At 72.3% G+C, this 20,643-nt stretch carries 23 protein-coding genes; 1 reads left to right on the forward strand and 22 read right to left on the reverse strand.

The window, feature by feature from the left end; all coding sequences use genetic code 11:
• Positions 1–22 precede the first annotated feature (22 nt).
• Both tsf and rpsB read right to left on the reverse strand, forming a co-directional pair.
• Positions 23–862 carry a translation elongation factor Ts gene (gene tsf, locus N869_RS02340; protein WP_035057268.1) on the reverse strand — a complete coding sequence of 280 codons (840 nt, stop codon included), beginning with the start codon at positions 860–862 and terminating at the stop codon, positions 23–25.
• 60 nt (positions 863–922) lie between these two features.
• On the reverse strand, positions 923–1,957 hold the full coding sequence (gene rpsB, locus N869_RS02345; RefSeq protein WP_035057271.1) for a 30S ribosomal protein S2: 1,035 nt from the start codon (positions 1,955–1,957) through the stop codon (positions 923–925).
• Between the two features lie 305 nt (positions 1,958–2,262).
• Here rpsB and N869_RS02350 point away from each other — a divergent pair, with 305 nt between their 5' ends.
• Positions 2,263–2,832, forward strand: a complete 570-nt coding sequence (locus tag N869_RS02350; RefSeq protein WP_232229583.1) for a murein hydrolase activator EnvC family protein — start codon at positions 2,263–2,265, stop codon at positions 2,830–2,832.
• 1 nt (position 2,833) lies between these two features.
• Here N869_RS02350 and whiG read toward each other — a convergent pair whose 3' ends face one another.
• The 20 genes from whiG to N869_RS02450 all read right to left on the reverse strand — a co-directional run.
• A complete protein-coding gene (gene whiG, locus N869_RS02355; protein WP_052104869.1) occupies positions 2,834–3,691 on the reverse strand; it encodes an RNA polymerase sigma factor WhiG in 858 nt (285 codons plus the stop codon).
• 8 nt (positions 3,692–3,699) lie between these two features.
• The gene (locus N869_RS02360; protein ID WP_084136346.1) at positions 3,700–4,614 is read right to left on the reverse strand and encodes a tyrosine recombinase XerC; all 915 of its coding nucleotides are present in this window, start codon (positions 4,612–4,614) and stop codon (positions 3,700–3,702) included.
• Positions 4,615–4,748: 134 nt separating this feature from the next.
• Positions 4,749–5,948, reverse strand: a complete 1,200-nt coding sequence (dprA, locus tag N869_RS02365; RefSeq protein WP_084136347.1) for a DNA-processing protein DprA — start codon at positions 5,946–5,948, stop codon at positions 4,749–4,751.
• Positions 5,945–7,435 carry a YifB family Mg chelatase-like AAA ATPase gene (locus tag N869_RS02370; protein ID WP_052104873.1) on the reverse strand — a complete coding sequence of 497 codons (1,491 nt, stop codon included), beginning with the start codon at positions 7,433–7,435 and terminating at the stop codon, positions 5,945–5,947. The genes dprA and N869_RS02370 overlap by 4 nt, the downstream gene beginning before the upstream one ends.
• 38 nt (positions 7,436–7,473) lie before the next feature.
• Entirely contained in the window at positions 7,474–7,830 is a 357-nt protein-coding gene (locus tag N869_RS02375; RefSeq protein WP_035057276.1) for a YraN family protein, read from the reverse strand.
• Between the two features lie 90 nt (positions 7,831–7,920).
• Positions 7,921–8,244 carry a DUF2469 domain-containing protein gene (locus tag N869_RS02380; RefSeq protein WP_035057279.1) on the reverse strand — a complete coding sequence of 108 codons (324 nt, stop codon included), beginning with the start codon at positions 8,242–8,244 and terminating at the stop codon, positions 7,921–7,923.
• Positions 8,241–8,945 (reverse strand): ribonuclease HII, encoded by a 705-nt coding sequence (locus N869_RS02385; protein ID WP_052104874.1) that lies wholly within the window; start codon positions 8,943–8,945, stop codon positions 8,241–8,243. Before N869_RS02385 ends, N869_RS02380 begins: the two co-directional genes overlap by 4 nt.
• A 26-nt stretch (positions 8,946–8,971) precedes the next feature.
• Positions 8,972–9,667, reverse strand: a complete 696-nt coding sequence (gene lepB, locus N869_RS02390; RefSeq protein ID WP_052104870.1) for a signal peptidase I — start codon at positions 9,665–9,667, stop codon at positions 8,972–8,974.
• A 168-nt stretch (positions 9,668–9,835) separates the two neighbouring features.
• The gene (gene rplS, locus N869_RS02395) at positions 9,836–10,195 is read right to left on the reverse strand and encodes a 50S ribosomal protein L19 (protein WP_035057347.1); all 360 of its coding nucleotides are present in this window, start codon (positions 10,193–10,195) and stop codon (positions 9,836–9,838) included.
• A 215-nt stretch (positions 10,196–10,410) separates the two neighbouring features.
• Positions 10,411–11,190, reverse strand: coding sequence for a tRNA (guanosine(37)-N1)-methyltransferase TrmD (gene trmD / locus N869_RS02400; protein ID WP_035057282.1), 780 nt, complete (start codon positions 11,188–11,190; stop codon positions 10,411–10,413).
• 1 nt (position 11,191) lies between these two features.
• The gene (gene rimM / locus N869_RS02405; protein WP_035057285.1) at positions 11,192–11,728 is read right to left on the reverse strand and encodes a ribosome maturation factor RimM; all 537 of its coding nucleotides are present in this window, start codon (positions 11,726–11,728) and stop codon (positions 11,192–11,194) included.
• Between the two features lie 75 nt (positions 11,729–11,803).
• Positions 11,804–12,043 carry an RNA-binding protein gene (locus N869_RS02410; protein WP_035057288.1) on the reverse strand — a complete coding sequence of 80 codons (240 nt, stop codon included), beginning with the start codon at positions 12,041–12,043 and terminating at the stop codon, positions 11,804–11,806.
• Complete coding sequence (rpsP, locus tag N869_RS02415) at positions 12,043–12,465, reverse strand: 30S ribosomal protein S16 (protein WP_035057290.1); 423 nt, start codon at positions 12,463–12,465, stop codon at positions 12,043–12,045. Before rpsP ends, N869_RS02410 begins: the two co-directional genes overlap by 1 nt.
• A 154-nt stretch (positions 12,466–12,619) precedes the next feature.
• Positions 12,620–14,227: a signal recognition particle protein gene (gene ffh / locus N869_RS02420; RefSeq protein WP_035057293.1), complete on the reverse strand. Its 1,608-nt coding sequence runs from the start codon at positions 14,225–14,227 to the stop codon at positions 12,620–12,622.
• Between the two features lie 37 nt (positions 14,228–14,264).
• Complete coding sequence (locus N869_RS02425; RefSeq protein ID WP_035057350.1) at positions 14,265–16,067, reverse strand: [protein-PII] uridylyltransferase; 1,803 nt, start codon at positions 16,065–16,067, stop codon at positions 14,265–14,267.
• A gap of 55 nt (positions 16,068–16,122) precedes the next feature.
• A complete protein-coding gene (locus tag N869_RS02430) occupies positions 16,123–16,461 on the reverse strand; it encodes a P-II family nitrogen regulator (RefSeq protein WP_035057297.1) in 339 nt (112 codons plus the stop codon).
• Positions 16,458–17,738 carry an ammonium transporter gene (locus N869_RS02435; protein ID WP_035057299.1) on the reverse strand — a complete coding sequence of 427 codons (1,281 nt, stop codon included), beginning with the start codon at positions 17,736–17,738 and terminating at the stop codon, positions 16,458–16,460. The genes N869_RS02430 and N869_RS02435 overlap by 4 nt, the downstream gene beginning before the upstream one ends.
• A gap of 147 nt (positions 17,739–17,885) precedes the next feature.
• Positions 17,886–19,088 carry a signal recognition particle-docking protein FtsY gene (gene ftsY, locus N869_RS02440; RefSeq protein WP_035057302.1) on the reverse strand — a complete coding sequence of 401 codons (1,203 nt, stop codon included), beginning with the start codon at positions 19,086–19,088 and terminating at the stop codon, positions 17,886–17,888.
• Positions 19,089–19,168: 80 nt separating this feature from the next.
• Positions 19,169–19,492, reverse strand: coding sequence for a hypothetical protein (locus N869_RS02445; protein WP_035057304.1), 324 nt, complete (start codon positions 19,490–19,492; stop codon positions 19,169–19,171).
• Positions 19,493–19,579: 87 nt separating this feature from the next.
• On the reverse strand, positions 19,580–20,643 hold a 1,064-nt coding region (locus tag N869_RS02450), incomplete at its 5' end, for an AAA family ATPase (RefSeq protein ID WP_156968294.1).

The raw sequence follows: 20,643 nt of genomic DNA on the forward strand, positions 1-20,643 counted from the left end.
GGCCGCCGTCAGGCGATCCGGCTCAGGCTCCCACGCGGAAGCGCGCGAAGCCCGTCACCGCGCCGCCCGCGTCGGCCAGGACCTGGCCCACGGACTTCTTCGGCTCCTTGGCGTACGCCTGGTCGACCAGGACGCTCTCCTTGAAGAACCCGTTGAGGCGACCCTCGACGATCTTCGGGAGCGCAGCCTCGGGCTTGCCCTCGTTGCGCGAGGTCTCCTCAGCGATGCGACGCTCGTTCTCGACCGTCTCGGCCGGGACGTCCTCACGCGTGAGGTAGGTGGGCGAGAACGCGGCGACGTGCATGGCCACGTCCTTGCCGACCGCGCCACCGGCCGCGTCGGTGCCGACGAGGACGCCGACCTGGGGCGGGAGGTCCTTGTTGACCTTGTGCAGGTACACGCTGACCTTCTCGGCGGTCACGCGCGCGACCCGGCGCAGGACGATCTTCTCGCCCAGGGTCGCGGCGGTCTCGTCGATCATCGTGCGGACCTCACGCCCGTCGACCTGCGAGCCCAGGACGGCCTCGACGTCGTCGGTGCCCAGGGCCACCGCTGCCGCGAGCACCTGCTCGGCCAGCGTGACGAACGTGGCGTTCTTCGCCACGAAGTCCGTCTCGGAGTTCAGCTCGATCAGCACACCGGTCTGACCGGAGGCGTCGTCGGCCACGTGGGCGGCGACCAGGCCGTCCGAGGCAGAACGGCCCTCCCTCTTGCTCACACCCTTGAGACCCTTGACGCGGATGATCTCCAGCGCCTTCTCGGCGTCACCCTCGGCCTCGTCCAGGGCCTTCTTGACGTCGAGCATGCCCGCACCGGTCCGCTCCCGGAGCGCCTTGATGTCTGCAGCCGTGTAGTTGGCCATGAGCTTCCTTGTCTGTTGGTCGTTCAGGTCCGCGTGAGCAGGCGCCGCCGGCGCCCCGCCTCACTGCTTGTCGTCGGCCGCAGGCTCGGAGGCACCCGTGGCGGCAGCAGCCGGAGCCGCGTCCTGACCGGTCGGCACCGCACCGGCCGCACCGTCACCCACCGCGGCGGCAGGGCTCTCGACCTGCGCCTCGGCGGCGGCGTTGTCAGCAGGCAGGTCGTCGGTGGCGACCTGCGAGGAGCCCGGGGGCACCGTGACGTCCTCAGGACCCTGCGGGGCGGAGGGCTCGGTCTGCACCGCACCGCCCTCGGAGCCGGAGCCACCACCGGCGAGGAGCTCCTGCTCCCACTCGGCCAGTGGCTCGGACGCCACGGCAGCACCCTCGGCGGGGGCGGACCGACCAGAGGCACGGGCGATCAGGCCCTCGGCGGCGGCGTCGGCGATCACGCGGGTCAGGAGCGTCACGGCACGGATCGCGTCGTCGTTGCCGGGGATCTGGTAGTCGACCAGGTCCGGGTCGCAGTTGGTGTCCAGGATCGCCACGACCGGGATCCCCAGCTTGCGGGCCTCGTCGACGGCCAGGTGCTCCTTGTTGGTGTCGACGACCCAGATGGCCGACGGGACCTTGGACATGTCGCGGATGCCACCGAGGGTCTTGGTGAGCTTGTCCTTCTCACGGCGCATGATGAGCAGCTCCTTCTTGGTGAAGGCACTGCCCGCGACGTCGTCGAAGTCGATCTCCTCGAGCTCCTTGAGCCGCTGGAGCCGCTTGTTGACGGTCTGGAAGTTGGTGAGCATGCCACCGAGCCAACGCTGGTTGACGTAGGGCATCCCGACGCGCGAGGCCTGCTCGGCGACGGGCTCCTGGGCCTGCTTCTTGGTCCCGACGAACAGGATCGTCCCGCCGTGGGCGACGGTCTGCTTGACGAACTCGTAGGCGTTGTCGATGTAGGACAGCGACTGCTGCAGGTCGACGATGTAGATGCCGTTGCGCTCGGTGAAGATGAAGCGCTTCATCTTGGGGTTCCAGCGGCGGGTCTGGTGCCCGAAGTGGACACCGCTCTCGAGCAGCTGGCGCATGGTCACGACGGCCATGGCACGTCCTTCCGCGCGGCCCACGGGGCCGCGCACTGTGCAGGTGGGCGCCCGAAGGGTCCCACGGATCCGGTTGTCGACTCCGGTCGGGGTGACCGTCGTCCCTGGTGCCATGCCGCGCCGGGACCGGGCCTGGACCCGGACCGACCGGCGCGCGGACCACCGGAAAGCTGCTCCCGGTGGTGTGGTGATGGCACGCGATGTCACCCGGCGGACCGGGTGCAGCGAGCATCTTACCCGACCTGCGTCCCCACCGGGTGACCCCTCCGTGCGCCGGGTCGCGGTCCCGCACGAGGATGGGCCGGGTGGACACCGTCGCACGCCCGAGCCGCCCCCCATCCGTGGAACGTCCAGGCACCCGTACCCGTGCCAGGAACCTGGGGACAGGTCTGGTCCTGGTGCTGCTGGTCGCACTCGGCCACTCCCCCACCCAGGCCGCGCAGGGCGGCGGCCCTCCGCTCCCCGAGCCGACCGGCGTCTACACGCTTCCGGTCACGCCGACGACGGTCCTGGAGCTGTTCGACCCGCCCCCCGCACCCTGGGCGCCGGGACACCGGGGCGTGGACCTGTCCACCACCCTGGGAGCGGAGGTCCGCGCCCCTGGCAGCGGCACGGTGACCTTCGCGGGGACCGTCGTGAACAGAGGAGTACTGACGATCACCCATGACGACGGACTGCGCTCCAGCCTGGAACCCGTGACCGCCGCCGTCTCGGTCGGCGACCGGGTGGCGCTCGGGCAGGTCGTCGCCCACGTCACCCCCGGCCACTCCCACTGCGAACCCACCTGCCTGCACTGGGGCGTGCGCGAGGGCGACCTCTACCTGGACCCCCTCAGCCTGCTGGGGCCGGTACCCCCCGTGGTCCTGCTGCCGTGAGTCAGCCTCGCTCGCTCTCCTGCAGGCTCGAACGCAGACGCAGCATCGCGGCGGTGTGCATCTGGGAGATGCGTGACTCGGTGACGCCCAGGACCCGCCCGATCTCGGCGAGGGTCATGCCCTCGTAGTAGTACAGGACCAGGACGATCTTCTCGCGCTCACCCAGCCGCTCGATGGCCCGGGCGAGCAGCACCTTGGTCTCCTCGGCCTCCACCGAGCCCGCAGGGTCCACCGCCCCCGGGTCCTCCAAGGTGTCCAGGAGGGTCAACGAGTCGCCCCGCTCGGACCCGGCACCGATCAGCTCGTCGAGCGCAGCGACGTTGACCGTCGACAGCTGGGTGAACACCGCCCGCAGCTCGGTCACCCCGATCTCGAGCCGCGCCGCGACCTCCTCCTCGGAGGGCGCCCGACGCAGCTGCGCCTCGAGCTCGGCGTACGCGCGGTCCACCGCCCGCGCCTTGGTCCGCACGGACCTGGGGATCCAGTCGATCGCCCGGAGCTCGTCGATGATGGCCCCGCGGACACGGGAGCTGGCGTAGGTCTCGAACTTGACCGGCCGGTCGACGTCGTACTTCTCGATCGCGTCGATGAGGCCGAACATGCCGTAGGACACCAGGTCGGCCTGCTCCACGCTGCTGGGGAGCCCGGCACCGACCTTCGCCGCGACCATCGTCACCAACGGCGCGTAGTGCAGGATCAGCCGTTCCCGCGCCCCGCGGTCCCCGCTCTCCTTGAACACCGCCCACAGGGACTCGACGGTGGCGGCGTCCTCGGCGGACCCCGCCAGGTACGGACGGGGCACCCGCTTGCCCGACGTGCTCGTCGGCTGGGTGCGTGGGCTCGGGGCCTGGGCAGACATCGTGATCCTCAGGCTCGTGGGTGGGCTTGGGCGTAGGACGACCGCAACCTGTCAGCGGTCACGTGGGTGTAGCGCTGGGTGGTGGCCAACGACGAGTGGCCCAGTATCTCCTGGACGCTACGCAGGTCGGAACCGCCCTGCAGCAGATGGGTGGCTGCCGAGTGCCGCAAGGAGTGCGGCGCAAGACCCGATGCACCTCGGTGAACCACGTCGCGCACCTGGCGCTGGTCCAGGCGGCGACCGCGGACCCCCAGGAACAGCGCCGGCCCGGAGCACTCCCGAGCCAGGTGGGGACGCCCCTCACCCAGCCAGCGTGACAGCGCCGTCGCAGCTGGAAGACCGAACGGCACCATCCTCTCCTTGCCGCCCTTGCCCCGGACCTTCACCAGCCGCTGGTCGAGGTCCACGTCGTCCACGTCGGCACCTACGAGCTCACCCACCCGCAGGCCCGCCGCGTAGAGGAGCTCGAGCACCGCATGGTCCCTGAGCGGCACGGGGTCACCCGAGTCGGCTCGATCCGCGCCCGCCTCGAGGAACTCCCGTGCCTGGTCGACCTCGGCGGTGACCGGCAGGGCCGACCGCGGGGCGGCGGTGACCAGCCGGACCGCAGGGTCGTCCTGGACCAGCCCCTCGACGGCGGCCCACCGGTAGAACCTCCGCACCGCGGCACCACGGCGGGCGATGGTCGCCCGCGAGAGTCGCGCGACCACCATCGCCGAGAGCCACGCGCGGAGGTCGGCGAGCCCGACCTCGCGCCACGCCGTGCCATGCTCCCGGGCGTGGGCGAACAGGTGTCGCACGTCACCGACGTAGGCGCGGACGGTGTGCTCGGACGCACCGCACGCGGCACGGAGGTGCACCGCGAACGACGTCACGACCTCGTCCTCGGTCATGACGTCGGTCGGAGCCGCCGCCGTGGTCATGAGATCTACCGTGGCCTGTCGGGCCCCACTCGACAAGGTGGGACACGCACACTTCACCCGGTTGTGACCTGCCAGAATGGACGTAATGTCCGGTATGCCCTCTATGTCACCCCCCTTTTGCCCCTTGCGGTCCGCTAGGACCGGATCTTCTGCCACCCCGAACCGGCCCTCCGCACCCGGCCACGGAGCTCGAGCGCGCCCAGGGCGGCCCAGGTCTCCCTCTCCGTGAGGCAGGCGGCCCGCGCGACGGTCTCCACCGAGGACCCGCGGTTCACGGGCGTGACGTCCAGCACCTGCTCCTGTAGCCGGGTCAACCCGTCCTGCTCCTCCCGCCCGCACCCGTCGACCTGGCCAGCGGCACCGACGAGCTCGACCACCTCGCGGACGTCGGTGACGCACACCGCGGCGCCGTCACGCAGGAGCCGGTGGCAGCCCGCCGACGCCGCCGACGTGACCGGCCCGGGCACCGCCCCCACCGGGCGCAGCAGCTCGGTCGCATGTGTCGCCGTGCTCAACGCACCGGATCGCCACGCCGCCTCGACGACCACCGTGCCCCTGGTGAGCGCGGCGATCATGCGGTTGCGCTTGAGGAACCTGCTCCGCGTCGGCACGGCGCCGGGCGGCACCTCGCTGACGACGGCGCCCGTGGCGGCCGTCGCCTGCAGGAGCCTGGTGTTGCCGGCCGGGTAGAGCCTGTCGACACCACCGGCCAGGACCGCGACCGTCGGCCCGTCGCCCGCGAGCGCCCCCCGATGGGCGACCGCGTCGATGCCGTAGGCCCCTCCCGACACCACCGTCCACCCGCGGTCGGCCAGGCCGGAGGCGAGCTCGGCGGTGACGTGCTCCCCGTAGCCGGTGGAGGCACGGGCCCCCACCACGGCTACCGATCGCGTCAGAGCCCCGGCCAGCTCGCCCGTCCGCCCCTGGACGAGCTCTCCCCGGGCCCAGAGCCCGAACGGTGCTGCGACGCCGAGGTCGCTGAGGCCCGCCGGCCATCCCGGGCCGGCCGGGCTGAGGAACCGGCCACCCAGGCGGGCGAGCCTGTCCAGGTCCCGTTCGGGCTCGAGGCCTGCCAGACGGCCCGCCCACCGGGCGACGGCGCGCGCCAGGCGGGCGTGGTCGTCCGGACCCACAGGCAGGGACGGAAGGACACCGCCGAGGACGGCGCTGCGCACCCAGTCCAGCGCCTGCACCGCGCCGAGCGCGTGCACCAGGGCGCCCGCGACGCGGTCGCCAGGCTCGCACAGCGAGGACCAGGCAGCCAGGGCCACCTCCGTGTCGGTCCAGCTCGACCCGGCGCGGACCGGCCGGCGGTCCGGTGCGTCCGCGGTCACGTCGGGCCCGCCGTCCGGGAACGCAGCGCCAGTGCCTGTGCGACGTGGTCCTGCTCCGGTCGCCCGGCTCCGGCCAGGTCGGCCAGCGTCCACGCGACCCGCAGGACCCGGTCTGCGCCGCGCATCGTCAGCAGACCCCGGTCCAGAGCACGTTCCAGGTCTCGCACCGCCGATCCTGCTGGGGGGTGTGCCCGTAACCAGGCACCGGGGGCCTCGGAGTTCGTCGACCAGCCGGTGCCCTGGAACCGTGCGCGAGCCCGGTCGCGCGCGAGAGCGACCCGGTGCGCGACGACGGCGCTCGACTCGCGCGCGCCCGCACGTCGCTCGGCCCGGGTGGCCGGCAGCACGTCGAGCTGGAGGTCCACACGGTCCAGCAGGGGGCCGGACAGCCGGGACAGGTACCGGCGGCGTGCGAGCGCCGTGCACGTGCAGTCCAGCGCCTTGCCGACCGCGTTGCCGCACGGGCAGGGGTTGGCGGCGAGGACCAGCTGTACCCGTGCCGGGTAGCGCGCGGTGCCGGCTGCCCGGTGCAGGCGCAGCTCACCGCTCTCCAGAGGTTGGCGCAGCGTCTGGAGCACCGCGGGCGCGAACTCGGGTGCCTCGTCCAGGAAGAGGACGCCACGGTGGGCCCGGGAGATCGCCCCGGGGCGAGGGATGCCCGCCCCACCACCGACCACCGACGCGGCACTGGCGGTGTGGTGCGGTGCCTCGAACGGGGGTCGACGCATCAGCCCGGTGCCGGGGTCGAGCGTGCCCGCGATGGAGTGCACGGCCGTGACCTCGACCGCCGCGGCGTCGTCGAGGTCGGGCAGGAGCCCGGGCAGCCGGGAGGCCAGCATCGTCTTGCCCGACCCCGGTGGGCCGATGAGCGCGAGGTGGTGACCACCCGCCGCCGTGACCTCCAACGCCCACCGGCCGGTCGCCTGGCCGACCACGTCGGTCAGGTCGCAGCCGCCGGGCGTGTCCTCGGGGCTGCGGGGCGGGTCGACCGGGTCGACCGCAGGGACCTCGACCTGGGCCCCGTGCGCTGCGGCGACCTGCGCCAGGCTCACGGCGCCCGCGACCTGGGCCCCGGGGACCAGACGCGCCTCGTCCACGTTCCCGGCCGGGACCACGACCCGGTGCCGCCCCGCCTGGACCGCTGCGACGACAGCGGGAAGGACCCCCCGCACCGGTCTGAGGCGTCCGTCCAGCCCGAGCTCGCCGAGGTGGACCTGGGCGGCGACGGACTCCGGGTCGCACACCCCGGCACCGGCCAGGGTCGCGACCGCGATCGCCAGGTCGAAGCCGGGGCCCGCCTTGGGAAGGCCGGCCGGGGACAGGTTCACCGTGATGCGCCGCTGGGGCCACCCGAGGCCGGACGAGGTCATGGCGGCCCGGACCCGGTCGCGGGCCTCGGCCAGCGAGGCGTCCGGGAGCCCGACCAGGGTGAAGCCCGGGACCGAGGCCGCGAGGTGCGCCTCGACCTCGACGACGTGGGCGTCCATCCCGACCAGGGCCACGGCCCGGGTCCGGCCCAGGCCCGTCACGAGACGCCCTGGAGGTGCTCGACCTGGGCGGCACCGGCGCGTGGCAGGACGACCGCCAGGACGTCGATGCGCACGCTGCGACCCGCGCCGGGGTGCTCGGACAGCCACTGGCCCGCCAGGCGCCGCAGCCGGCCCAGCTTCGCCGCGGTGATCGCCTCGGCCGGGTGACCGAAGCCGAGGCCTCGCCTGGTCTTGACCTCGACGACCGCGACCTCGTCGGCGCGCCGGACCACCAGGTCGAGCTCGCCCCCGGTCCCGCGCCAGTTGCGGTCCAGGACCGTGTACCCGTCCTCGACCAGGTACCTGGCGGCGATCTTCTCCCCGTACCGCCCGACGGCGTCCTTGGCTCGCACCGAACCACCTCCTGCACCCACGCTCGTGGGAGCGGGGCAGGTGCGGCCCAGCAGGGACCGCGCCCTGTGGAAGGCGGGGGCCAGGGCCCGTCAGCGCCTGAAGGCCTCACCCTGCGGAAGGTCGAGGTCGGCCTTGGCGAGCTCCTCGACGTTGACGTCCTTGAAGGTGACGACCCGGACCGACTTCACGAACCGCGCCGACCGGTACACGTCCCACACCCAGGCGTCGGCCAGGCTCAGCTCGAAGTACACCTCGCCGGCCGCCGACCGGACCTGCAGGTCCACGGAGTTGGCGAGGTAGAACCTGCGCTCGGTCTCGACCACGTAGGCGAACAGCCCGACGACGTCGCGGTACTCGCGGTAGAGCGCGAGCTCCATCTCGGTCTCGTAGTCCTCCAGGTCCTCAGCGCTCACGTGTCCATCATGGACCATGCCGGCGGTGCGACCTGCTCCGAGCCGGGCAGCCGCCAGGACCTGCGGTGCTGGGCGCAGGGCCCCAGCACCCCGAGGGCACGCACGTGCTCAGGGGCCGCGTACCCCTTGTTCCCCTCCCACCCGTAGCCAGGGTGCTCGGCTGCGAGCCGGACCATGAGCGCGTCCCGCTCGCACTTGGCCAGCACGCTGGCAGCAGCCACCGAGGCGCAGGTCCGGTCGGCACGCACCTGTGTGCGCACGGCGGGCGCGGGCGCGTCGTCGTCACCTCCCGCGACCGCCTCGAGCAGATCGGGCTGGGCCGGCCGGGACAACCAGTCGTGCGAACCGTCGAGCAGCACGACGTCGACCGCGACCCCTAGTCCGTCCAGGGCGCGTCGACCCGCCAGGCGCAGTGCCGCGACGATCCCGATCGCGTCGATCTCCTCCGGCGCGGCGTGCCCCACCGCGCGGGCCACGCCCCATCGCCCCAATGAGGGCAGCAGTCGCTCACGGGCCGCCGGCGTGAGGAGCTTGGAGTCCCGGACCCCCGGTGGGCAGGCCCGGGTGCGCAGGTCCACCGCGACGGCACCGACGCTCACCGGCCCGGCCAGCGCGCCCCGCCCCACCTCGTCCATGCCGACGACGACGTCGGCGCCGCCCCGCAGGAGGGACCGCTCCAGACGGAGGTCCACCCGGCGCACACCGCGGGCGGAGGAGGACGGCGCCGTCACGGGACGTCGGCGAAGGTCTCTGACGGGTTGCGGAGCAGCGTCCACCGGTTGACCGGCCACACCGTGACGAACGCCTTGCCGACGACGTGGTCCAACGGGATGCTCCCCCCGCCCGGGTCGCCCTGCTTGTAGCGGGAGTCCTGGGAGTTCTGACGGTTGTCGCCCATCATCCACAGGCTGCCCTCGGGGACCTGCGTCGAGAACTCCAGCGCGCTGGGGGACACGTCCGGCGGGAGGTACGGCTCGTCGATCGCGACGCCGTTGACGGTGACGCGACCGTCGTCGTCGCAGCACTCGACCGTGTCTCCCCCGACGCCCACCACCCGCTTGATGAGGTGCTCACCGGCGTCCTGCGGCAGGAGCCCGATGAACATGAGCGCGTCGGACGCCGCCTCGCGCCACGCCGGGCGTGGTGGCTGGTACTGCTCGCCGAGCCAGCCACCCGGGTCCTTGAACACGACCACGTCACCGCGGTCGACCTCGAACGGGCCAGGGGTCAGCTTGGAGACCAGGACCCGGTCACCCACCAGGAGCGTGTTCTCCATCGAGCCCGTGGGGATGAAGAACGCCTGGATCAGGAACGTCTTGATCAGCAGTGACAGCACCAGGGCGCTCACCACGATGATGACGGTCTCCCGGAACCAGGCCAGCGCGCCGCCCTCCTCACGCTCACCACGGCCGTGCCGAGGCACGTCCCCCTCCTCTGGGTGGGACGGAGGGGCAGATTCGCTGCGCGACGTCACGCGCCAACTCTGCCACGTGACCAGACGTGCACGAGCACCGGGACGCTCGTGGTCCGGGTACGACCGGGGGGCGGTCACCTCGAACGGTGACCGCCCCCCGGTGGAGGTGCGTGTGCCTCAGCCCTTGGCCGGGGTCTCGCGCTTCTCCTTGATCTTGGCCTTCTTGCCGCGGAGTGCGCGCAGGTAGTACAGCTTGGCGCGGCGGACGTCACCGCGGGTCACGACCTCGATCGACTCCAGGGTCGGGGAGTGCACCGGGAAGGTCCGCTCCACACCCACACCGAAGCTGATCTTGCGGATGGTGAAGGTCTCGCGGACGCCCCCACCCTGGCGGGCGATGACGACGCCCTGGAACGCCTGGACGCGGGAGCGGCTGCCCTCGACGACCTTCACGTTGACCTTGAGGGTGTCACCCGGGCGGAAGTCCGGGACGTCCGACCGCAACGACGCGGCATCGACTCCGTCGAGAATGTTCATGATCGCCACTTCCCCGCCCTGCCACAGGTCAGGCGCGTGCTCACGGGCAGCTCCGCTGCCTCGTCCGGTTCGGGTTCGGGTGCGTCCTGCGAGGAACGGCCGTAATCGTCTCCCCTGTGGCAGAGACGCAGCCGGCGCACACCGGGGGTCAAGTCTGCCATATGCGGGCCCGTGCCCACGACGCGGAGGACGGCAGACGTCGCGAGCGGGCCGACTCAGCCCGGCGGCACCGCGCCGTCCCGCTCGTCGAACGTCCACCCGAGGTCCTCCAGGACGTGGCGGTCGTCGCGGTCCAGCTCGTGGAGCGGCACCTGCTGGAGCAGGTCGGGACGGCGCAGGGCCGTGCGACGCAGTGACTGGTCCCTGCGCCAGCGCTCGACCTTGGCGTGGTGCCCGGACAGCAGCACCGGCGGGGCGGGCAGGTCCCGCCACACCGGTGGGCGGGTGAACACCGGGTACTCCAGGAGGCCCGCGGCGCCGTGGGACTCCTCGACCAGGGACTGCGGGTTGCCGACGACCCCCGGCAGGAGCCGTGCGACCGCCTCGACCAGGACAAGGGCTGCGACCTCTCCCCCGTTGAGGACGTAGTCGCCCAACGACACCTCCGTGACCCGCACGCCCCGCTCACGGTAGTGATCGGCCACCCTCGCGTCGATGCCCTCGTACCGACCGCACGCGACCACCACGTGACCGGTGGCGGCCATCCGCTCGGCGGTGCGCTGGGTGAACCTCTCACCCGATGGTGTCGGCAGGACCAGCTCGGTGCCCTGCTCCACGAGGCCGTCCAGGGCCTCACCCCAGACGTCCGGCCGCATCACCATCCCGGCACCACCGCCCAAGGGCGCGTCGTCGACCGTGCGATGGCGGTCCGTCGTCCAGTCCCGCAGGTCGTGGACGCGCACGTCCAGCAGGCCGGCCCTGCGAGCCTTGCCCACCAGCGACAGGTCCAGGGGTGCGAGGTACTCGGGGAAGATCGACACCACGTCGATCCGCACCTCAACCGCCCTCCGGCCCGGCGACGACCGGGGGCCCGTCGTCGCTGAACAGCCCGCGGGGCGGGTCGACGACCACGCGTCCGCCCTCGACGTCGACCTCGGGGACCAGGGCCCGGACGAACGGCACCCGGACCAGGTCGGCACCCGGCTCACGCACCAGGAGCAGGTCGTGCACGGGCAGGGGCTCCAGGCCCTCGACCGCGCCGAGCAGGGAACCGTCGGGGCGCTCGACCCGCAGCCCGACGAGCTCGTGCGGGTACCAGGCGTCCTCCTCGTCGGACGCGCCCGCCTCGACGACCAGGGTCACACCCCGCAAGCCCTCTGCCGCGGTGCGGTCCTCCACCCCGGCGAACCGCACCCACCACCGGCTACCGGCCCGCCGGACCGCGACCACCTTCAACGGGCCCGCACCGGGGGGGTCGGTACGCAGCACCGCTCCGACCACCAGTCGGCGGTCGGGCGCGTCGGTGCGGACGTCCAGCGCGACCTCTCCCCGCAACCCCTGTGCGCGACCCACCGTCGCGACGGTCAGCTCCATCTGTGCCCTCCTGAGGACGGCCCAGGCCCGGCCCCCGTACGGGGACCGGGCCTGGGCGACGACGTCGACCTGGTCTCAGCGGCGGTCGACGTCCACGACGTCGACCCGCACCGAGCCGGTCGGTGACAGCGCGTTCACGACCGTGCGCAGCGCCCGGGCGGTCCGCCCGTTGCGGCCGATGACACGGCCCAGGTCCTCGGGGTGCACCCTGACCTCGAGCAGCTCACCGCGGCGCAGCGACCGTGAGCGCACCCGCACGTCGTCCGGGTGGTCGACGACCCCCCGGACGAGGTGCTCGAGCGCGTCGGCGAGCATCAGGCCTGCTCGTCGGAGGACTCCGCGGACTCCTCGGACGACTCCTGCGACTTCTTCTCCGATGCGGCGGCCTTGGCCTTCTCGGCGGCGTCGGCGGCGGCGGCCACGGCGGCGGCCGGGTCCTGGCTGCCCGCCTTGACCTTCAGGGTGCCCTCCTGCCCGGGAAGGCCCTTGAACTTCTGCCAGTCCCCGGTGATCTTCAGGATCGCGAGCACCTGCTCGGTGGGCTGGGCGCCCACACCGAGCCAGTACTGCGCACGCTCGGAGGTGACCTCGATGAACGAGGGCTCCTCGGTGGGGTGGTACTTGCCGATCTCCTCGAGGACGCGACCGTCGCGCTTGGTGCGCGAGTCGGCGACGACGATGCGGTAGTACGGCGCCCGGATCTTGCCGAGGCGCTTCAGACGGATCTTGACGGCCACAGTGGTGGTCTCTCCTGGTTCGACTGAGGAGGTGCCTCTCGCCGGCCCGTGGGGTAGGCGGCTCGACGCACCGAGGACACGGTTCCGCGCGGTTAGAGGGTCCGCACGGGCCGGGTACAGCGGGCCATTCTGCCAGATGGACGGCCCTGCGTCGTCACCGACCCAGGAACTTCTCCATCCCCGGGGGCAGCTCCAGCTTCGCGGGGTCGACCTCGGCCTGCTCGTTGCCGCCCAGACCGAACGCCGAACCACCCGGAGCACGGCCCTCGGCACGCAGCTGGGCCTCACGCTCCTGCTGCGCCCGCTTGGCCGGGTTGCCCGAGCGACCCTTCTTGCCCTTGCGAGGCTGCGGCGCGGCGCGCCCCCGGGACTTCTTGCCACCCATACCCGGCAGGTTGCCCAGCCCGGGCATGCCCGGCACCCCACCACCCCGGCTCATCTGCTTCATCATCTTCTGAGCGGCGGTGAACCGCTCGAGCAGCTGGTTGATGTCCGTGGCCGTCGTGCCGGACCCGCGCGCGATGCGCGACCGGCGGGAACCGTTGATGATCTTCGGGTTGCGGCGTTCCGCAGGGGTCATCGACCGGATGATCGCCTCGATGCGATCGACCTCACGCTCGTCGAAGTTCTCGATCGCCTCACGCATCTGCCCCATTCCGGGCATCATCGTGAGCATCTTCTTCATGGAGCCCATCTGCCGCAGACCCTGCATCTGCACCAGGAAGTCCTCGAGGGTGAAACCCTCACCGCTGGCCAGCTTGTCGGCCATCTCCTCGGCCTGGCGGGCGTCGAACGCCTTCTCGGCCTGCTCGATGAGGGACAGGACGTCACCCATGTCCAGGATGCGTGAGGCCATGCGGTCCGGGTGGAAGACCTCGAAGTCGGTGAGCTTCTCACCGGTCGAGGCGAACAGGATCGGCCTGCCGGTGACCGACGCGACCGACAGCGCCGCACCACCGCGGGCGTCACCGTCCAGCTTGGACAGCACCACACCGGTGAAGCCCACGCCGTCGGCGAACGCCTGGGCCGTGGCCACCGCGTCCTGCCCGATCATCGCGTCGATGACGAACAGCACCTCGTCGGGCCGGACCGCGTCCCGGATGTCCGCGGCCTGCTGCATCATCTCGGCGTCCACACCCAGGCGGCCCGCGGTGTCCACGATCAGCACGTCGTGCTGCCTGGCCTGCGCCGTGGCCAGGCCCTCGCGCGCGACCGCCACCGGGTCCGCGGCAGGGGCGACCACCACCCCGCCCTCGCTGCTCTCCTGGGCACCGGGGTGCGGGGCGAAGACCGGGACCCCGGCGCGCTCACCCACGACCTGGAGCTGGGTGACGGCGTTGGGCCGCTGCAGGTCGGCCGCGACCAGCAACGGCGTGTGGCCCTGCTCGCGCAGGTGCCGTGCGAGCTTGCCGGCCAGCGTCGTCTTGCCCGCGCCCTGGAGCCCCGCGAGCAGGATCACCGTCGGCGGCGTCTTCGCGAAGAGCAGCGGACGCTGCTCACCACCGAGCACCGCCACCAGCTCGTCGTTCACGATCTTCACGACCTGCTGCGCCGGGTTCAGCGCGCCGGAGACCTCCTCAGACAGGGCGCGCTCACGCACCTTGCCGGTGAACGCGCGCACGACGGAGACCGCGACGTCGGCGTCCAGCAGGGCCCGGCGGATCTCGCGGACGGTCGCGTCGATGTCCGCCTCGGACAACCGCCCCTTGCTGCGCAGGTTCTTGAAGGTCGCGGTCAGGCGATCGGACAGCGTGGCGAACACGGGATGGACCTCACGGGAGTCGACCTGCAGGGACCACTCAGCCTACCCGTCGCCCCCCGGGCCCTCGGGCCAGGTGCTGCAGGGCACGGCCGGTCAGGTCGTCCACGAGCCTCGCCCGCCACGGCGTCCACGCCTGCGGCCCGGCGGCCGAGGCATCGGCCTCGGTGAGGTCGCGAAGCAGCTGGAGCAGGTCGGCGCGGTGATCGACGACCTCGCACAGCTCCGCGACCGTCTCCGGGTCGTCGGGGTCCCGCTGGGTCGCCAGAGCCGCGAGGGTCAGGTGGTGCCGCACCAGGACCGTCACGTCAGCGGTCTCCTGCGGGCCGAACCCCATGCGCCCCATGATGCCGGGGACGAGCTCGGCGCCGGCGACGCTGTGATCGCTCGCGCCCGGCCGCTTGCCGATGTCGTGCAGGAGCGCTGCCAGCAGCAGGGTCGGCCCACCGGTGGCGCGCGGGCCCCGGCGTGAGGACCGCGCCACCGTCTCGACCAGGTGCCGGTCCACGGTGTGCCGGTGGATCGGGGACCGCTGCGGCCGGTTGCGCACCGCGGCCCACTCCGGGATCCACCGAGTCACCACGCCGGCCAGGTCCAGGGTCTCCCACACCTGGACCTGCGCGGTTCCCGAGCCGAGCAGCTGCAGCAGGTGCACCCGGGCGGCAGCCGGCCACGGCTCACCCAGCTCCGGCACACGGCTCAGGCTCGTGACGGTCACGGGTGACAGCGGCAACCCCGTCCGAGCGGACGTCGCCGCCGCGCGGAGCGCCAGGAGCGGGTCGTCCTCGGGGACCACACCCGCGGCGAGGACCAGCTCGCCGTCGTGCTCGACCAGGCCCTCCCCCACCGACCGAAGCCGGGGGGCCGCGCGCCTGCCGCGCACCAGCACCGGACGTCGCAGCGACGGGCGGGTCAGCGCCTGACGGGCGTGCCGCACCGTGGTGTCCAGCGACGCCGACACCACCCGTCCGGCCTCCGCCAGTCCTGCCAGGAGGTCATCGGCGTCACCGACGCCCAGGAGGGCGGCGACCTCGTCCTGGTAGACGCGCAGCAGCCGGTTCGTCGGACGGCGGGTCACCACGTGCAGCGCGTCCCGGACGTCCAGGAGGTGGGTGTACGCGGTGTCCAGCGCCCCGTGGGGACGGTCGGTCAACCAGGTGGCCGCGAGCGCGAAGACCACCACCGCGTCCCGGATCCCGCCCCGGGCCTCCTTGAGGTCCGGCTCGACGAGGTACGCGAGCTCACCGGTGCGGTCCGCCCGCACCTTGGTGGACGCGAGGAGCTCGGGCAGGCGTCGGCGGGCGGCCGCGCGCCAGTCCGTCAGCAGGGCGCTCCGGGCCCGGGCGACCACCGCCCGGTCCCCCGCCAGGTGTCGCAGGTCGAGCAGACCGACCGCGGCCGGGAGGTCGGCCGAGGCCACCTGCCGGCACTGGGCCAGGGACCGGACCGAGTGGTCCAGGTCCAACCCCGCGTCCCAGATGGGGTACCACAGGCGCTCTGCCAGCCGGGAGACCACCTGGGCCTCATGGGTCCGCCCGTCGTGGACGAGCAGCAGGTCCAGGTCACTCGCGGGCGAGGCATCAGCCCGTCCCAGGCTGCCCACGGCCCCCAGGGCCACACCCTCGACCGTCGGGAGGTCGGCGGTGGCCGCCTGCCAGAGGTCGGCGACCGCGTCGCCGACGAGCCGGGCGACAGCGGCCCGGCGAACGGCTCCGTCGGCCTCCGGGCCGGTCATCCGCACCGCGAGGTCGATCCGGTCGGACCGCAGACCCTGGACACCGACGTGGGTGTCCAGGGCCTGCGGGTCCTTCGCGACCGCAGACTCGAGCGGTCCGTCCTGCATGTCTGCCCCCTCGAGCCTGGTCGTCCACGCCCGCACGTGCGGGCGTCGTGCGGTCCTAGAGCGCGGCGGTGCCGTGCTCGCCGGTGCGGACCCGGGCGACGTCGTCGACCGGCACCACCCACACCTTGCCGTCGCCGATCTTCCCGGTCTGGGCGGCACCGACGATCACCTCGGTGACCGCCGTGGCGTCCTCGTCGTCGACCAGGACCTCGATCCGGACCTTGGGGATCAGGTCCACGGTGTACTCCGCCCCGCGGTAGACCTCGGTGTGACCGCGCTGACGGCCGTAGCCGCTGGCCTCGCTCACCGTCATCCCGCGGATCCCCGCCGCCTCCAGCGCCGACTTCACGTCGTCCAGCCGGTGCGGCTGGATCACTCCCGTGACCAGCTTCATGCCTTCACCTCCGTCGTCACACGGGCCCCACCGAGGGACTCGTAACCAGCCTCGCCGTGCACCGCCAGGTCGATGCCTCCGACCTCGACCTCGTCGCTGACACGCCACCCCATGGTGGCCTTCAGCGCGAGGGCGATCACCAGGGTCACCACCGCGGACAGGACCATGGCGACGACCGCGATGATGATCTGGACGAGCGTGAGCTCGAACCCACCGCCGTAGAACAGGCCGCCGTCGGTCGCGAGGAACCCGATGAGGACCGTGCCGACCAGTCCACCGACCAGGTGGACGCCCACGACGTCGAGGGAGTCGTCGTAGCCGAACTTGTACTTCAGGCCCACGGCCAGGGCGCACAGCGCACCGGCGACGAGGCCCAGGATGATCGAGCCGACCGGCGTCAGCGAGCCTGCCGCAGGAGTGATCGCGACCAGACCGGCCACGATGCCCGATGCGGCACCCAGGGAGGTCGCGTGCCCGTCGCGGATCTTCTCGGTCACGAGCCAGCCGAGGATGGCAGCCGCGGCACAGGTCGCGGTGTTCACCCAGGCCAGGCCCGCCAGGCCGTCGGCGCCGTAGGCGGAACCGGCGTTGAAGCCGAACCAGCCGAACCACAGCAGTGCCGCACCCAGCATCACCAGAGGCAGGTTGTGGGGCCGCATGGGCTCCCGGCCGAAGTTGCGTCGCTTGCCGACCACCAGGGCGAGCACGAGCGCCGCGATCCCGGCGTTGATGTGGACGACGGTCCCGCCAGCGAAGTCGACGGGCTCGGCGATCCCGGCGAAGGGGCCGTCCTCGCTCAGCAGCCCGCCGCCCCACACCATGTGGGCCATCGGGAAGAACGCCAGCGTGACCCACAGGCCCGAGAACACCATCCAGGTGCCGAACTTGACCCGCTCGGCCAGCGCACCGGAGATGAGAGCGACGGTGATGATCGCGAAGGTCGCCTGGAAGCCGACGTCCACGATCAGCGGGAGCCCGTCCTCGATGATCGCCTCGCCCTCAGGGGTGAAGACGCCACCGCCGCCGAGCCCGAACTGCTCGAACGGGTTCGCGAAGAGCCCACCGAAGCTCTGCTCGCCGTAGGACATCGACCAGCCCCACAGCACGTAGATGACGCCGACGAGGCCCATCGCCCCGAACGACATCATCATCATGTTGAGCACGGCCTTGCCGCGCACCATCCCCCCGTAGAACAACGCCAGACCTGGCGTCATGAGCAGCACGAGGGACGCTGAGACCAGCATCCATGCCGTGAGGCCCGAGTCCAGTTCACCCATCGAGATCGTCTCTCCCCTCGCCAGCCGGGCGGCTGGTCGGGGACAACCATCCCGAGACGCTGTTACCCCTCGGGACCTCGCCCGTTACGGCTCGGTGACAAGGTCGCCGCTCGTGTGAACGGGACGTTTCCGATGCGGCGCCGGTGCTCAGCCCTCGAGCAGACCGTCCACGAAAGCCTCCGGCTCGAACGGCGCCAGGTCGTCCGGGCCCTCGCCGAGTCCCACGAGCTTGACCGGGACCCCGAGCTCGCGCTGCACGGCGACGACGATCCCGCCCTTGGCCGTCCCGTCGAGCTTGGTGAGCACGATCCCCGTCACCCCGGCGACCTCGGCGAAGACCCGGGCCTGGTTCATGCCGTTCTGACCCGTCGTGGCGTCCAGGACCAGCAGCACCTCGCTCAGGGGCGTCTTGCGGGACAGCACACGGGTGATCTTGCCGAGCTCGTCCATCAGGCCGGCCTTGTTCTGCAGGCGCCCGGCGGTGTCGACGAGGACCACGTCCGCACCGTCCTCCAGACCCTGGTGGACGGCGTCGAACGCGACGGCCGCCGGATCGGCGCCGTCCCTGTCCGACCGCACCGTGGGCACGCCCACGCGGGCGCCCCAGGTCTGCAGCTGGTCGGCGGCCGCGGCCCGGAACGTGTCCGCCGCGCCCAGCACGACCGACCGACCGTCGGCGACCAGGACACGCGCGAACTTGCCGACGGTCGTGGTCTTCCCGGTGCCGTTGACACCTACCACCAGCACCACGGCGGGGTGCGACGTGCCGTCCTCCAGGGTCACCGGGGCGGTGGCCAGCGACCGGTCCACCGACGGGTCGACCAGCTCCAGGAGCTGCTCGCGCAGCAGCCCACGCACCGAGTCGACGTCGCGCACACCCAGCACACGCACCTGCTCCCGCAGGCGGTCGACCAGGTCGGCGCTCGGACCCGCGCCGACGTCCGCCAGGAGCAGCGTCTCCTCGATCTCGTCCCAGTCGTCCTCGCTCAGGTGGTCCCGGGACAGGACCGACAGCAGGCGGACACCGATCGGCGAACCCGAGCGTGCGAGCCGGCCCCGCAGGCGCACCATGCGCCCGGCCGCCGGCTCGGGCCGCTCCAGGGTCGGTGGTGCGGGTTCTGCAGGGGGTTGGTCGGTGGCCGGGGCCTCGGGAGCCGGTTCTGCGGTCGTCGACGGTGCGGTCGTCGACGGTGTGACCACGTCCTGGGGCGGGACCTCAGGCTCCGCCCTCGGGGCCGTCCGGTCCGGCGTCGTGCCCCGTCCGCGGCGTGCGCGGACGCCCAGGTAGCCCAGGCCCGCCAGGGCCAACGCCGGAAGACCGAACAGGAGGATGTCGCTGAGCTCGTTCACCCGTGCAGTCTCTCAGGACCGGTGGCACGCCCGCACGACCGCGCGCGGCGGGGGCTCGTTCGAGCGGGAGGGCCGACCTCTCAGTGCCGGGTCAGGTGCGACATGTTCCGCACCACGCGACCCACCGGCTCCGACAGCTCGCCCGACGTGAGGTAGGCGTGGTCCTCAGCGCGTCCGATGACGAAGAGGTCGTCGATGGAGGTCTCGGCCTCCAGGTCCTCCTCGTCCTCGAGCAGGACCTCGTCCCGCACCCCCGACAGGCGGTACGCGAGGGCCGAGCGGAGATCGATGAGCAGCTGCCGCAGGCCGCCGTCCGGTGAGCTGCTGCTAGCAGCCCCCACGACGACGAGCACCACCACAGCAGAGAAGAAAGCGACGAGGGTGCCGACGACGACTGGAGCCATGTGAGAAGTATCTGAGGTGGCGGCGACCTCGCTCGCCCGAACATGGCTATCCACAAAGATCACCACAACATCTCCACACCGCCGTGATCAGGCCGATGCATCCTCGCTCAGCCGCTGGCTGATGACCGTGGTCACCCCGTCCCCCCGCATCGTCACCCCGTACAGCGCGTCGGCGACCTCCATGGTGCGTTTCTGGTGGGTGATCACGATGAGCTGGGAGTCGGTCTTCAGCTCTCGGAAGATCTCCAGCAGGCGCCCCAGGTTCACGTCGTCCAGCGCGGCCTCGACCTCGTCCATGACGTAGAACGGGCTCGGGCGGGCCTTGAAGATCGCGACCAGCAGCGCCACGGCCGTCAACGACCGCTCCCCACCGGAGAGCAACGACAGACGCTTGACCTTCTTGCCCGCCGGCCTGGCCTCCACCTCGATCCCGGTCGTCAGCATGTCGCCCGGGTCGGTCAGCACCAACCGCCCCTCACCACCGGGGAACAGCCGTGAGAAGACCCGCTCGAACTGGACCGCGGTGTCCCGGTAGGCCTCGGCGAAGACCTGCTCGACGCGGTCGTCGATCTCCTTCACGATCTGCAGGAGGTCGGCCCGGGACCTCTTCAGGTCCGTCAGCTGCGTCGACAGGAACGTGTGGCGCTCCTCCAGCGCCGCGAACTCCTCCAGCGCCAGCGGGTTCACCCGACCCAGCTGGGACAGCGCCCGCTCCGCCCTGCGCAGCCGCTTCTCCTGCTCGGCACGCACGAACGGCACGTGCCGGGGCCCGTCCTCCTCGCCCTCGGCCCCCGGAACCGGGACCGGCCTGTCCGGCCCGAACTCCTCGACCAGCACCTGCGGGTCCAGGCCGAGCTCGTCCACGGAGCGGGCCTGCAGCTGCTCGACCCGCAGCTGCTGCTGGGCCCGGGCCATCTCGTCCCGGTGGGCGGCGTCGGTCAGCTCGGCCAGCTCGGCCCGCCAACGCTCGACCTCGGTGCGCACCTGACCCAGCTGGGCGTCACGCTCCAGGCGGGCACGCTCGGCCTCCTCGCGAGCCGCGCCCGCACGACGCAGCGACTCCTCCAGCAGCTCCAACGCGATCTCGGTGCCGTGCTGGACCGCGCGGGCCCGACCAGCCTGCACCTGCCGTGCCCGCGCGCGTGCGGCAG

It is taken from the genome of Cellulomonas bogoriensis 69B4 = DSM 16987, assembly GCF_000767165.1.
GTDB classification, from domain to species: domain Bacteria; phylum Actinomycetota; class Actinomycetes; order Actinomycetales; family Cellulomonadaceae; genus Actinotalea; species Actinotalea bogoriensis.